Source organism: Sphingobacterium kitahiroshimense (assembly GCF_025961315.1).
GTDB lineage: Bacteria > Bacteroidota > Bacteroidia > Sphingobacteriales > Sphingobacteriaceae > Sphingobacterium > Sphingobacterium anhuiense.
Genome location: NZ_JAOQNK010000001.1, coordinates 4,387,218 through 4,402,411, shown reverse-complemented (window position 1 = coordinate 4,402,411; position 15,194 = coordinate 4,387,218). Strand labels below are relative to the sequence as shown.

Here is a 15,194-nt window from a genome sequence, read left to right as displayed (position 1 = left end):
GCTGTCCAATTTGATTGGACAGCCTCATTATGCTATTTATAACCTTCGTTTTGCGTTAGTTTATTATTTCTTTGAATTTCATCCGGTGATATAGGCCACAAAAGATCAGACTCTTTAAATACTGCACCTGATGCATTTTTAGCACCAATAAGGGGTACAAAATCTATTTTACCAGCATCAGTAGTTGAGATAACAGGAAACATCTTCGTCCTTACAATATCATCCCACATCTTGAACTCTAATGGAAATTCTCTCAAGCGTTCAATCCAACATTCTTTCACAAAAAGATCAACAGATAAACCTTGTAAATCAGAAGTAAATTGAGCAACAGTTTTACCTTCTGTATTTGCACGAGCTTTAACCTGCGCTAAGTAGCCCGCTGCTTCAGCAGTCACACTACCACTTTTAGCAATTGCTTCAGCGGCAATCAACAAAGCTTCAGGGTAGCGATAAAAGTTCCAATCTTTTGTTGCTTTACCAGTAGTTAATAACGCTTGTTCATCAAAATAATACCAAATACCTGCATCAGTAGATTCCCAAACTTTACCATTAATTGGATTTGTATATTTCCAGTGAAAAAATTGATTGGGTTGAATACGAAGATCTTTTGTATCATACACATTCAAAAATTGTTTTGTTGGTCCAAAAACACGTTCAAAGATCGAATATTTATCAAATACCGATACAGCAGAAGAATTAAAAGCATAAGTTGGCCACCAGCTACCACTACTGATATTAGCATCATATTCTTGTGCGTAAATCACTTCATCCAAATCATCTGTAGTACGTAAGCGATTATAAGCACTACTCATGCCTAGATCAGTATTTACAGTCATGCTATGGCCTGAATTAACAACAATTTTAGCTGCTGTAGCAGCATCTGCAAATTTTCCTTGCTGTAAATATACATTCGCCAAAGTCATTGCTGCAACATACTTAGTGATTCTATGACCATTTTGAGCAAATTTAGCTGCAGGTAATGCCTCAATTGCTTCTTTAAGATCAGCTTCAATTAGTTCGTATACCTTTGCAGCAGGTGTTCGATCTAAATATAGATTATCATTCAAAGTTTCAATAGGAGTCGTAGATAAAGGTATTGCTCCAAATGTTTTCACTAAATAGAAATAATTATAAGCTCTAAAAAACTTAGTTTCTCCAATTAGACGATTTTTAGCGGCTTCGGCCATATTGATATTAGGAATATATTTTAAACCCGCATTAGCAATATTAATAGCTGTATAACTTTCATCCCAAATGGTATTCATAGTACCTGAAATCAAGTTTGTATTATTTTGACGCGTCAATTCCCTCGAAAATAAACAAATTCGTTCTTGTCCTTCATAGCTATTGGTAAAATATCCAGTTAGCATCGTACTCACTGAGGCCGTAGGACCAATGTAAGCACTACTTGCATAAGATGTCCGCAGTTGAGCGCCGCGACGATAAAGAGAATTTACTGTACCTTCAGCTTGTCCAGCATTTTGATAATAATATTCTAACGATAAATTTGATTTTGGATCTTCTTCCAAAAATTTATTACAGGAAGTTGTCAGTGTCACTCCGGCCAATAACAACATTACTAATTTATTTTTCATTTTGATAAGTTCTACGATTTAAAAAGTTACATTCACACCTAAAGAGAAAGTCTTCGCTCTTGGATAAGCAAAAAATGTCATGTTTTGACCAAAATTCCCGGTCCCTTGAGAAGTACTTTCTGGGTCATATCCTTTGAAATCACTGGATGTGAATAAGAATGGATTATTAGCATTTGCATATATCCTTAAATTAGACATCCCTACACGTTTCAATACATCCGGATTAAAGGTATATCCCAGTTGAATTAGATTAACTCTGATATACGATCCATCCGCTACCCACGAATCGTCGACATTCGTATCCTGACCAGCATGTCCCCCATTGGTTAAGTAAATCGCTTGCTGCATGGTATTAGGATTTGTACCATTGTAAGCATCCGTCAAAATTTCTTTTAAGCCATTCGTGATTCCAAAACGATCATAAGTAGAGTGGTAAAATTGTTGCATTACTTCTACACCTTTCACAAACTGAAGATCTAACGTAAAATCAAAGTTTTTATACTTTAAATTATTGATAAAGCTACCTGTCCAATCTGGTATTCCCTTTCCAATAATTTCTTTCTCAGTTGTACGTTTAGCTCTACCAACTTGGCTTAATGTAGCATTACCAGCATCCACATCTTCTTGTGTATAAACACCCAATCTACGGTAACCATAAAAACTATTTAAATTTTCTCCAACACGAATTACACTATTAGCACCACCGACCCAATTATTCATTAAAATATCGGCATTATTTTCACCTAATTTTAACACCTTATTTTTATTATAATTCATATTTACAGATGATTTCCAGCTAAAATTATCATTATCAACTAGAGTTCCGGTGATCATCATATCTAAACCTTGATTTTGTACAGATCCAATATTTTTCATCACTGTACTAAAACCTGTAGCTGTTGGCACGGGAGCAGCCAATAATAAATCAGTTGTTTTCTTATGATAGAAGGATACATCAAAATTTAAACGATTTTGAAATAATCCCAACTCTACTCCAACGTCATACTGCGCTGTTCTTTCCCATTTTAAATCAGGATTGGCAATTGCCCTAACATAAGAAGAAGGAGCTCTATTTCCGTTCAATAAAACTGTTCCAGCCTCAACAATAGCTAAAGATCCGTAAGGATCTATCTCAGAATTACCTGTTAAACCATAACTTGTATGAAATTTCAAGTTACTAATAGACTCGTTGCCTTTCAAGAAATCTTCATTGGATACGTTCCAGGCTAAACCAGCTGATGGGAAAAAAGCATATTTATTATTTTTTCCAAATTTAGATGATCCATCATAACGGCTTGTAATAGTCGCAGAATAACGATTATCGTAAGAATAGGAGGCTCTTAAAAAATAAGAGTTCATCGCCCATTTATTTGAATTTGATCCCGGAGGAGCCGGTAAAATTCCGATCCCCATATTATTTGACTCATAAAAATCATCAAAGAAACCTTCCGTTCTTGAGTTATCAAAATCATAGGTACGTTCTTGCCATGACAATCCAGCCATCGCATTAATACGATGCTTATCAAACTGCTTATTATAAGTCAAATACGTTTCCTCTTGCCAATATAAGGTATTGGTATGATCTCTCTCAGCCCAACCATTTGGTCTGGAAATATTATTTAATGTTATAGATGAGTAACCTTTATATCTCTTTTGATGATTATCAATACCAAATTGTGTTTTCAAATCTAGTCCATCGGCTAGGTGAAATGTCAAAGCAGCATTACCGAAAATCTGTGTATTATAGCGCTCCCGCTTTTGCAATTCTAAAATAGAAACGGGATTAGCCATACCTTCAAAACCCAAAACATCAGAAATTTTAGAAGAAGCAGAATTCGTGTATACACCAAGCTTATCTCGTACAGGATACCATGGCAACATTTCAATCATGGTACGGCGAGCATCTTGACCACCACCATCTTCAGGCGTATATTGTCCCCAAGTATGATTCACACTTAAATTAACGGCAGTGGACAACCAAGAAGTCGGTTTAGAATCATACGCTAACTTTCCGTTCAAACGTTTACTATAGGTACTATTGACGATACCTTGTTGATCAGTATAATTTAGAAAAGCTCCTACTGAAGATTTATCATCCCCCTGTTGCAAATTCAACTGATGATTTTGCGATATAGCTGTACGTGTTGCTTCTTTTTGCCAATCGGTATCATATAATGGTTTACCTGTAGCGTCAAAGTAATCCGGATCATTAAACCATTTTGAACGATCCAAATCCCAGGTTTTTCCTTGATATTTATTTTCATTTTCTAAACCTATCATAAATGCATCTGTCCATTCCTGCGCATTTAAAAGATCCATATAACGCTGTGGAGTACTTATTCCTACCGATCCCTGGTAACTGATCGTACGTCGGCCATCTTTATTACCGCGCTTAGTACTTACTAGGATTACCCCATTGGCACCACGGGCACCATAAATTGCGGCAGAAGACGCATCCTTCAATACTTCAATACTTTCAATATCATTGGGATTCAATAATTGAAAATCTTCCATCACCACACCATCTACTACGTATAGTGGATTTGATGAAGAATTAATCGTAGCCATACCACGTATGATCACTTTATTACCGTAGGCACCAGGTTGACTGGAATTGGAGAAAATATTCACTCCCGATGCTTTCCCTCTTAAATTGTCCAATGGACTAAAGTTTTGATCTTTGATCATATCAGCACCTTTTACCATCGCAATAGATCCCGTAACATCCGATTTACGCATAGTACCATAACCGACTACCACGACTTCATCCAGCACATCTGCGGCAGATTCCAATCGAATGGTTAGACCTGAGGTACTACTTACCCTTGTCTCCGCGGTCTTAAATCCAACTGAAGATATGACCAGCATATCCCCTACTTTCGCATTAATACTAAAGCTACCGGTCTCAGAAGTCTGGGTACCTACAGAAGTTCCTTTAACAGAAACCGTTACACCCGAAACTGGGTTTCCGCTACTGTCCACAATTTTACCACTAACCTGTCCTTGCTTAGCAACAAGTTCTTTTGCTTTTGATACATGCGCATACCCCGACAAAGTAGCGGACGAGGCATTTACCTGTTGCATAGATCCAGCAATAACAGCTAAAGAAAAAAACAATTTAGAATTTTTCTTCAACTGCAAAAATGTTCTTGCGTCAAATTTGTTCATAATTTTTAAAGTGATTTTAGATTTATTTATTTGTTTCAACCGTTTAAAAGAAGAAACATGTTTGCTTATTGGTTTTTAATTATACAACGTATATAGCCAGTACATCTAAAATTTCAAGCATAGGTATCCTTAGCTTGATAATAGTTTAATCGTTTTAGCTATTTAGAGTAAAAATTATTGTACTAGAATTCCCTTTCAAAGACACTCAGACAAAATTATTACTTCAGTTTGTTAATTATAATGGATAAAAGGGTATTCAGTTTTTCATTTTAGTTTCGAACATAAATTGGTCATCATATCATAATTTGTTTAATCGTTTTAGCAAATAAATTGTAAATATCATTCCTTAAGCCGTATCATAAACCGGATGTGAAGATATTTGGTTTGGTTTATCTTAATTTGTGATAATTAAGATTGGTTTAAATTAGTGCTTTAATTTTAAAGATTAAGTTTTTTTTTCAAAAAACTTAATCTTTAAAATTTTTTATATATTTCCTTTTTTCATCTCATTTACAGCATAATCCACTGCACGGGCCGAAAAAGCCATATATGTCAGAGAAGGATTTTGTGTAGAAGTTGAAGTCATCGCTGCACCGTCTGTAACAAATACATTGGGTACAGAATGAACTTGATTCCATTTATTCAGCATTGATGTTTTAGGATCCAATCCCATTCGTGCTCCACCCATCTCATGAATATCAAGACCTGGAGCCTGGTTACCGTCATCACGTCGGATATTTGTAAACCCAGCAGTCTGGAACATATCCTCCATTGTATCGAGATAATCCTTCTTCATCTTTGCATCGTTATCATCGTAATCGACAGCAATATGGAGTAGAGGAATTCCCCAATCATCCATTTTCTTTGTATCCAAGGTTACCTGTCCAGACTCTTTTGGTATAGTTTCGCCCATCATGTGAGAGCCAACCTGCCAATTTCCAAGCTTTGGATTCAGTAAGTTATTTTTTAACGATTCACCTGCTCCGCTTCGGTCACTGTCTTTACCCCGATATGCACCAAAACCTGCGGCATATCCGCGGAGATAATCTGTTTCCTGCTTATGCAAGTTTCTAAACCGTGGAATATAACCACCGCCCGCAGGATTTCGTCCTTCCGTTGTATAGTCCTGCAATCCTTCATACTCCGCATAAATCCGGGCACTATAATTATGGAAAGCAACATATTTGCCCAATACACCGGAGTCATTACCCAATCCATTCGGGAAACGATTTGATTTAGAATTCAATAAAATCAAATTTGTATTAATTGCCGCCGCATTAACAAAAATAACGCGCGCATAAAAATCGATTTCTTCCTTCGTATTGGTGTCTATAACACGAACGCCAACAGCTTTCCCTTTTTGCTCATCATATAAAATCGAATGTACCACTGAAAAAGGACGCAAGGTCATATTACCCGTTTTTGCTGCCCATGGCAATGTCACCGCATTGGAGCTGAAGTAGCCTCCAAAAGGACAGCCACGCTGACATAATGTACGGTTTTGGCACTGCACACGTCCCTGATCAAAATGAATCTGATTAGGCTTCGAAAGATGTGCACAACGTGCCGAAATTACCTTCCGTTCAGGATATTTGGCTGCAATAGATTGTTTGAAATATTTTTCAACCATATTAAGTGGATAGCCCGGTAAAAATTCGCCATCAGGCAATTCCGGCAAACCATCCTTATCCCCTGCAATCCCAGCAAATTTTTCAACGTAATCGTACCATGGCTTTAAATCGGCATATCGAATCGGCCAATCAACAGCAAAACCATCGCGGGCTGGGCCTTCAAAATCAAAGTCCGACCAACGCTGTGTCTGTCTTGCCCATAACAACGATTTGCCACCTACCTGGTAACCACGAATCCAATCAAAAGGTTTGTCTTGCACATAAGGATGCTCTTTATCTTTTACAAAAAAATGAGCAGCATCTTCATGAAAAGCATAACATTTACTAACGATCGGATTCTCCTGTTTGATCGCATAAGGCATCTCATTACGATGTTCAAATTCCCAGGGATTCATATTGGTTGTCGGATAATCTTTGATATGCTTGACATCACGGCCACGCTCCAATACCAAAGTTTTTAATCCCTTTTCACACAATTCTTTCGCAGACCAACCACCGCTAATCCCCGATCCAATCACAATTGCATCGTAGGTTCTATCTTTTTGACTGTCTATATTAATATTTGCCATTTACGCTTTCAATTTTACCGCAGCTTGATAAGGCCCAGGAATCAATTTGTATATCAACTTGTTTTTCATCACGTATTCAGAATTTAAATATCCTTGAATAGCCCGATTTTTGAATATCTTAAAAAAAGCAACTTCATCTCCCTCCTTTTGACCTTCCAAAGTTGTTATCGAGGTTAAAAGATCCTCTGAAGTCTGCGATTCGGAATTGTCCTTTAATGCCTGCATGCCCTTTACAAATACCTGTTGGTTTTCTGGACTTTCACAATCATCAACCATTTTCATTACAAACAGATGTAAGTTCAGCTCTAATCCACCAGGAGAGTCTGTCTTAGGGATCAGTATTTCAGCTAATTTTGCTAAGAAATCTTCATCTGTTGCAGATAACTTAATATTTTGGAGCACAATAGATGCCCCTCCTTGTTCACGAAGGCAAGATGGCAATAGAGCAATTCCTCCCGCAATAATAAACAATTGCTTAACAAGGGTTCTTCGATTCATCATAATAAGGTGTTCTTACTGCTGTAATATTAAAGATAATATTAAAAATAACAAAGCTAAAACGATTAATTTTTTGTAACAAAAATGCAAAAAACTACCTCAGGATAGCATTAACCTCTTTTAAGTCTGAAAAAAGATAGGTTGCAAAATCCAGACGATCACGCTCAGCTTTTTGTTTGGTGACAGCAATGCACTTCAATCCGGCATCGATTGCCGCTCTCGCGCCTGTTGCAGTATCTTCTATAGCAACGACCTCTTCCCTATTAAAGCCCGATAACTGTAATGCTTTTTCATAACAAGATGGATTAGGCTTTGGATTAACAACATCTTCACGTGTTACAAACCAGGAAAAATGCTCATGTAAATCATAATGTGTCAACATGCGATCTACAGTTGGCCTAAAATTAGAAGTCACTAATCCGATCTGAATATCCTGTTCAACCAAAAAATGAATCAATTCTCTTGCATGGGGCATTAGGGGTATACTCAGCATATCTTGTTGTGCATAATTTTCCCTGGTGGTTCTCCACATAAATTCTTCTTTTACCTCTACGTCCCAGAGCTCTTTCATCGTCAATAGATTACGCGCTAAAGTATGTCCTGCAAAATGTTGAATCCAAGTCTCAAAATCTAAATCAATTGAAAAATGATACTTAAGAATTGGCTTCCATGCTTCAAAATAAAAACGTTCAGAATCCACCAATGTCCCATCAAAATCAAAAAATACGGCTTTTAAATCTTTCATGCTTTAAAAATAGACAAACCAAAGAGCAATTCCTACTCAACTATGCCACAATACACCGAATCGGAATTTAAATCAAGGTACGAATCCCATATTACAAAATATACGTGAATGGGAGTTTTCTCGTCAAAAGATCCAATTAATGGTACTGTACAAGAGCCTTAATTAACCTCAGCGACACCGATGTCAAGTTGCATAAATTCTTTTGTGTTAAATAATGCGAAGCTCATTTTGTACATTTTATCCTTATAATCGGCATTAACGATCCATTTCATATGCAACATTTTGCCATGCCTTTCAACAGAACAACCTGTCGGAGGAGAAAGCAGACCTCTAAATACAAAAACTTTTTCAACATTAACATAATATTGGCAATCAGCATCCAGCTCCATCGTGTCCTTTAAGATATGTTGTTGCGCTGTCTGAAATGGTCCAATTATACTTCCCTTTGGAGCTTGATGACGATAGCCATACTGCATTAAAGCTTTTACAGATACAATAAAATTATTCGCAACCTTCATCTTCTGCTGATTCATTAACATAGCTTCGGTTGGAGGCTTTCTATTTTTATTTCGAGCACCTCTAATAATATTTTGACCATTGAGCTTATAGCCATATACTGAACCTACTTTACCTTTAAAAGGTCCATTAGGACCGTTCTCTTGAATTGCCATTGGTTTAAATAGTTATTTGGTTTTCAAATCCTCTTACACTCCTCAATACCAAATATATACAAAATTATACATTAATTTAGGTATAAAATATTGTTTAGTCAGTTTTAATAGGGAGTTAGTAGGGCTATACCCCTATTATCCCCCTATTAACTCCCTATTAAATTATAACACTTTCCCAATTTGATCCGAATCAATTTGAATTACTTTCTACATTTGCTAAGTTTGTATATTCCGCACCATCAACGCATATATCCAGGTGCTTTACTTTAAGAAAGATCAAGATGAAAGTCATTGCTATAGGCCGTAACTATGTCGACCACGCTAAAGAACTGAACAACCCTATCCCACAAGAGCCTGTTGTATTCATGAAACCCGACACCGCTTTATTGAAGGATAACAAAGACTTTTATTATCCAGAGTTTTCTAACGACATTCACTACGAAGCGGAAATCGTATTACGCATCTGTAAAGAAGGAAAACATGTAAGCCAAAAATTCGCAAACACATATTTTGATGCCATCGGACTCGGTATTGACTTCACAGCGCGAGACATACAACAAAAACACAAAGAGAAGGGTCTTCCCTGGGAGTTAGCAAAATCTTTTGATGGCTCAGCTGTCATCAGCCCGTTGATTCCAAAGGAAGAGATTGATGATCTTAAAAATCTTGATTTCTCCTTGCTAAAGAACAAAGAAACCGTGCAGCAGGGAAATACAAAGTATCTGATTTTTTCATATGACGATTTGATAGTTTATATCTCCAAGTTCATTACTTTACGAAAGGGAGATCTTATTTACACAGGTACTCCTGCAGGAGTTGGTCCCGTTGTAATCGGTGATACTTTAGTTGGTTTTATTGGTGAGAAACAAATGTTTAGTTGCACCATAAAGTAAGGTCTATGAAAAAATTAACCGCAATAATCGGGATGTTTGCACTTGTTTCCAACACACTCCATGCACAGGATATCATCAAACATCGTCAATACCCTCAAAATTATTTTAGACCGCCTATGGATATTGCTCCGCAAGCCTCGGGTTCATTCGGAGAATTGAGAGCAACACATTTCCATGGCGGTGATGACTATCGGACGCAACAAAAAATAAATATACCAGTATATGCCGTTGCAGACGGTTTTGTTTCGCGTATCCGTGTACAGATCGGGGGTGGAGGGAATTCCGTTTACCTCGATCATCCCAATGGCTATACTTCTGTATACCTACATTTAGAAAGCTTCAATAATGAGCTCAATGCTTTTATAAAAGCAGAGCAGTATAAACAAAAACGTTTTGACGTCGACCTATTTCTAAAACCTGGTCAGTTCAAATTGAAGAAAGGACAACTTCTGGCAAACTCAGGAAATACAGGAGGATCTGCAGGTCCACATCTTCATTTTGAAATTCGCGATACAAAACAGCAGCTTCCTTTCAACACACAACTTTTTGGACTTACATTTCCAGATGGTATTAAGCCTATCATACGAGGTGTAACACTATATGATCTGGACAATCCAATTTTCGATGAAAATACACCCCGAAGGCATCAGACTGTAAAAGCATTGGCCAATGGAAATTATAGTCTTGCCGGTAGCTCACCGATTCCTGTTAATGGTAAATTTGGTTTAGGGATCAACACCGTAGATAGGCGTAAAGGAATCTCCTTTACTTACGGTGTATATTCAATAGAATTATTTTTAGATAATAAAAATATCAGTACTGTACTTTTCGAAGCTATTCCTTTTGATAAGACCCGTGCTATCCATTCCTATATCGATTATCCTTATTGGAAAAAATCAAATGTACGTGTACAAAAGAGTTTTAAGCAACCGGGAAATCCAATCGATATCTATGCACAATTGGACAACAGCGGTGTTATGGAACTTAAAGATGATAAAGTACATCAGGTTCGTTATGTTGTCAAAGATGTTCAGGGCAATGCCACAGAAATAAATTTCGAAGTGCAACGAAATGCAAACTATGTAGTCAAAAACAATCCGTCAAACGCTGGTAAATACTTCAACTTCCTACTGGACAACATTTACCAAGCAGACAATTTTAAAGTAACCATACCCAAAAATACGCTATATGACAATTTAAACTTTACTTATAGTGAAGGTCAAAAACCAGCCAACGGTTATTCTCAATTACATCGCGTCCATAATAAATTTACGCCTGTATTTGGTTCTTACACATTAAGTATTAGGCCAACTGCCGACCTGACGAAAGAACTGTACAGTAAAGCTCTTCTCGTTTCAACAGATGGTGGTGCACAGGGTGGAAAATATGAAAATGGTTTAGTAACAGCGTTGGTACGCAGTTTTGGCGACTTCTATGTAGCAGTTGATACGATAGCTCCAACCATCATAGTCCGTAATCTCATTAACAATAAAAATGTCAGTGCACAAAAGCAAATTGACTTTACCATTTCTGATAATCTATCCGGGATACAGTCATTCAATGCTTACATTGATGGCGAATGGGTGCTGATGAAATATGACCCAAAAAATCGTCATATCTGGCATAACTTCGAATCCACTTTAGGATCCGGAAAACATAGCTTTAAGCTGGAGGTCAAAGACTGGAAAGATAATGTCAGAGTTTATGAAGCAAGTTTCACCAGATAATCAGTATCTTGTTCATTAGATTAATTAATAACACATATGGCTACATTAGAAATAGGACAGAAAGCGCCTGCAATAACGGCTAAGAACCAAAATGGAGAAAGTATTTCTTTGTCAGATTTTATTGGAACGAAGGTGATTTTATATTTCTACCCAAAAGATAATACACCAGGTTGCACAACAGAGGCTTGCAATTTTAGAGATAATTATCAGTCTTTAAAGAAAGATGGATTTGAAATTATCGGCGTAAGTATCGATGGAGAAGCTTCTCATCAAAAGTTCATCAACAAACATGAACTTCCCTTTCAATTACTGGTTGATGAAGATCAGAAAATTGTCAATGATTATGGTGTTTGGGTAGAAAAAAACATGTACGGTAAAAAGTATATGGGAACTGCACGCACAACATTTGTTATTGATGAACAAGGAAATATTGCTCACATCATTAAAAAGGTGGACAATAAGAATGCATCTCAACAAATTCGCGATCTTATAAAATAATATTTGACAGTACTAGAATCATGATAAAACAGCAACCGACCATGCATTTATATACATGGCCTGCATACGATTATCATTATCTAAGTACGACTATCTAAAATCTAAATACTAATATTTATATTTGCTACTTATGAGCAAACAAACAGACGACTTCTTTAAAAGTATAGTATCCCACTCTAAGGAATATGGTTTTGTATTCCAATCAAGTGAAATATATGATGGCTTAAGTGCTGTCTATGATTATGGTCAATTAGGTTCTGAATTAAAAAATAATTTAAAGACCTATTGGTGGAAATCCATGGTGCAATTGCATGAAAACATTGTCGGTATCGATGCTGCTATCTTTATGCACCCAACGACCTGGAAAGCTTCAGGCCACGTGGACGGGTTTAATGATCCAATGATCGACAACAAAGATTCTAAGAAACGTTACCGTGCAGATCAATTGATCGAAGATAAAATAGCGCGTTACGAAGCTGATGGTAAAACTGAAAAAGCGGCTGCGCTATTAGAAGCATTGAACGTTGCCTTGAATGCTGATGATCTTGCTGGTTTAAAAACTATTATTGAAGATCACAATATCGTTTGTCCTGTTTCTGGAACTAAAAACTGGACTGATGTACGTCAGTTCAACTTGATGTTTGCTACCCAAATGGGTGCTATGGCAGATGGTGCTGAACAAGTATACTTACGTCCCGAAACTGCTCAAGGTATTTTTGTTAACTTCTTAAATGTTCAAAAAACTGGCCGCATGAAAATTCCTTTCGGAATTGCTCAAATTGGTAAAGCATTCCGTAACGAAGTTATTGCTCGTCAATTCATTATGCGTATGCGTGAATTTGAACAAATGGAATTACAATTTTTTGTTCGCCCAGGTACAGAAATGGAATGGTACAATAAATGGAAAGAAACCCGTCTTAAATGGCATTTAGCTTTAGGTTTCAACCCTGATAACTACCGTTACCACAATCACGATAAATTAGCTCATTATGCGAATGCGGCAGTAGATATTGAATTCAATTTCCCATTTGGATTTAAAGAGGTTGAAGGTATCCACTCCAGAACTGATTTTGATTTAAAACAACACCAAGAATTTTCTGGTAAAAAAATGCAATATTTTGATACAGAGATCAATCAGAACTATATCCCTTACGTAGTCGAAACTTCTATCGGTTTAGATCGTCTGTTCTTAACAGTTCTATGTAATTCATTGGTTCAAGAAGATCTTTCAACACCTGAAAAGCAAGATTCACGTGTCGTATTGAAATTCCCTCCTGCAATTGCACCTGTTAAAGCGGCCATCTTACCTTTAACAAAAAAAGATGGTCTTCCAGAAAAAGCACGTGAGATTATGGCTGTATTAAAATTGGATTACAATGTACAGTATGATGAAAAAGATTCAATTGGTAAACGATACCGTCGTCAAGATGCAATCGGTACGCCAATCTGTATCACAGTAGACCATCAGTCATTAGAAGACAATATGGTTACGATCCGTCACCGTGACTCCATGCAACAGGAACGTGTAGCAATTGCAGACTTAGAGAAATTTGTTGCTGATCTAGTTGGTTGGAACACACTTTTGAAAAAAGTATTGTAATCTCTTAAATAAACAAAAAAAGAGCTTGCTGTTCACCAGCAAGCTCTTTTTTTGTTTCAAAATTTAATTAAATAACGTAGGGTGTCGATGTTTAACTTTAAAAATAAACATCGACGTTTCCATCCCATTTTTCATTCTTCCGTATTATAAATCCTTGTCCAGGATTGATTTCTTCTAATAATAAGCCCTTAAAAAGAACCTGCATATTATTCTTAACTTCACTTTTTAATTCAAATGATCGAATAACAGATCCCTTTTCGTAAACGGTGAGTTCATACCTGATCGTTTTATTTGTATCATGAAACCCCATAAATTGATTAAAAAAGAAACTTTTATTATTCTCTGTAAAATTGGGTTCGATCTTCAAGAAAGTCGCATCCAACTGACTGTTGCTGCTGTTACTAAAGGGATAATAATAAAAGCCGGGATGCTTTTGCTGTATTCGGATACTATCAATATGACTTAAATCAACTATATCGGTAAACTCTACTTTCACCTCACTGTATAAACGTTTTAATAGCAATGTCCTTTCTATAGACTGTTTAACCTCAAAGGTATCTCGAACGGCATAAATCTCGGCTTCCTTCTCCATAAATGAATTACTGATATAAAATCCATTGCGATTGGTACTATTAGCAAACACGATAGGACTATTGGAATTTTTTGTCAGTACACTCAAATAATATGTCCCCAATGGCAGATCAACCGCAAAAGTTTCCGCTGCTGAGATACCGCCCTGTTTGACCAGTTCATTACCTGAAGCATTATAAATATGATAATATAATTTGTTTTGTAATGCTGTATCGTTCACAACTCCAGTAATCAAAACATTATCAAGTTTAAATGTACTGCTGGTCGGATTATAAATGCTTCCAGGCGGGCGTTTACCGGAATACAAACGTATACGTATCCAAACGGCATCTTTACCCATAACCGGTATCGCATTCAGAGATTGAGAGATTGGGAGCTTTGATATACCGGTGCTTGTTAAATCCAGTGGATAGTGAATCGTATCCGACAATTTCGAAAAGTTTGAACCCTTATCGGTCGAATAATCGATCAATAAGGCACGTGGACCTGTCCCCGAACTATTCACATCTAGACTCAGATTACTGAGCAATTCGATCTGCTGTGCGGGAAGTTTAAAAAGGATTGACTCCACCCCTCTAAAACTAATTGATTTGCCTGTAGTAGGCCATCCTGCGGTAAAACCGTAATCAACTTTCCCATTATTATAATCAATAACAGGTAACGGATTAAATGCAATAATAGGATCTGCATTTCCTAGATCGAAGTCCCATTTAAATAAAGTTTCTTCCTGAGAATTAACAGAGGCTTTTGAGGAAACTAATTTCCTAGCGCCATTTGCCCTTTGAAGCGGCGATACAATACTTTCAAAATCTTTAATTTTGAACTTTACTGAGAACACATTTTCGTCTAATTCATCTGAAATTTTCTTGTTCTTTTGACATGATGAAGCAACGGCTAATAAAAAGATGAATACCAAAGAAAATATGTTAAAATTAAATTTAACATTCTTTTTCATAAAATATCTATGGTTTATAATATATAAATAACCTTAAAGATACCTACTTAAGT

11 protein-coding genes are annotated in these 15,194 nt (G+C 36.6%); 4 read left to right on the top strand and 7 right to left on the bottom strand.

What is annotated here, in order from left to right:
* Nucleotides 1–32: 32 nt before the first annotated feature.
* The 6 genes from M2265_RS19160 to M2265_RS19135 all read right to left on the bottom strand — a co-directional run bounded on the left by M2265_RS19160 (nt 33) and on the right by M2265_RS19135 (nt 8,877).
* Nucleotides 33–1,595, bottom strand: a complete 1,563-nt coding sequence (locus M2265_RS19160) for a RagB/SusD family nutrient uptake outer membrane protein (RefSeq protein ID WP_132769231.1) — start codon at nt 1,593–1,595, stop codon at nt 33–35.
* Between the two features lie 18 nt (nt 1,596–1,613).
* Complete coding sequence (locus M2265_RS19155; RefSeq protein WP_207902395.1) at nt 1,614–4,763, bottom strand: SusC/RagA family TonB-linked outer membrane protein; 3,150 nt, start codon at nt 4,761–4,763, stop codon at nt 1,614–1,616.
* A 484-nt stretch (nt 4,764–5,247) separates the two neighbouring features.
* Entirely contained in the window at nt 5,248–6,963 is a 1,716-nt protein-coding gene (locus tag M2265_RS19150; RefSeq protein WP_132769233.1) for a GMC oxidoreductase, read from the bottom strand.
* Nucleotides 6,964–7,464, bottom strand: coding sequence for a gluconate 2-dehydrogenase subunit 3 family protein (locus M2265_RS19145; RefSeq protein ID WP_243655394.1), 501 nt, complete (start codon nt 7,462–7,464; stop codon nt 6,964–6,966).
* A 91-nt stretch (nt 7,465–7,555) separates the two neighbouring features.
* A complete protein-coding gene (locus M2265_RS19140; RefSeq protein ID WP_021191854.1) occupies nt 7,556–8,206 on the bottom strand; it encodes an HAD family hydrolase in 651 nt (216 codons plus the stop codon).
* A gap of 158 nt (nt 8,207–8,364) precedes the next feature.
* The gene (locus tag M2265_RS19135; protein ID WP_132769235.1) at nt 8,365–8,877 is read right to left on the bottom strand and encodes a DUF6266 family protein; all 513 of its coding nucleotides are present in this window, start codon (nt 8,875–8,877) and stop codon (nt 8,365–8,367) included.
* A 281-nt stretch (nt 8,878–9,158) separates the two neighbouring features.
* Here M2265_RS19135 and M2265_RS19130 point away from each other — a divergent pair, with 281 nt between their 5' ends.
* The 4 genes from M2265_RS19130 to M2265_RS19115 all read left to right on the top strand — a co-directional run bounded on the left by M2265_RS19130 (nt 9,159) and on the right by M2265_RS19115 (nt 13,595).
* Entirely contained in the window at nt 9,159–9,770 is a 612-nt protein-coding gene (locus M2265_RS19130) for a fumarylacetoacetate hydrolase family protein (protein WP_132769237.1), read from the top strand.
* A 5-nt stretch (nt 9,771–9,775) separates the two neighbouring features.
* Nucleotides 9,776–11,497: a M23 family metallopeptidase gene (locus tag M2265_RS19125; RefSeq protein WP_132769239.1), complete on the top strand. Its 1,722-nt coding sequence runs from the start codon at nt 9,776–9,778 to the stop codon at nt 11,495–11,497.
* Between the two features lie 36 nt (nt 11,498–11,533).
* Nucleotides 11,534–11,995 carry a thioredoxin-dependent thiol peroxidase gene (gene bcp / locus M2265_RS19120; protein ID WP_021191329.1) on the top strand — a complete coding sequence of 154 codons (462 nt, stop codon included), beginning with the start codon at nt 11,534–11,536 and terminating at the stop codon, nt 11,993–11,995.
* A gap of 130 nt (nt 11,996–12,125) precedes the next feature.
* Complete coding sequence (locus M2265_RS19115; protein ID WP_132769241.1) at nt 12,126–13,595, top strand: glycine--tRNA ligase; 1,470 nt, start codon at nt 12,126–12,128, stop codon at nt 13,593–13,595.
* Nucleotides 13,596–13,692: 97 nt separating this feature from the next.
* Here the strand turns inward: M2265_RS19115 and M2265_RS19110 are convergent, their stop codons facing one another.
* Complete coding sequence (locus M2265_RS19110) at nt 13,693–15,141, bottom strand: hypothetical protein (protein WP_132769243.1); 1,449 nt, start codon at nt 15,139–15,141, stop codon at nt 13,693–13,695.
* Between the last annotated feature and the right edge of the window lie 53 nt (nt 15,142–15,194).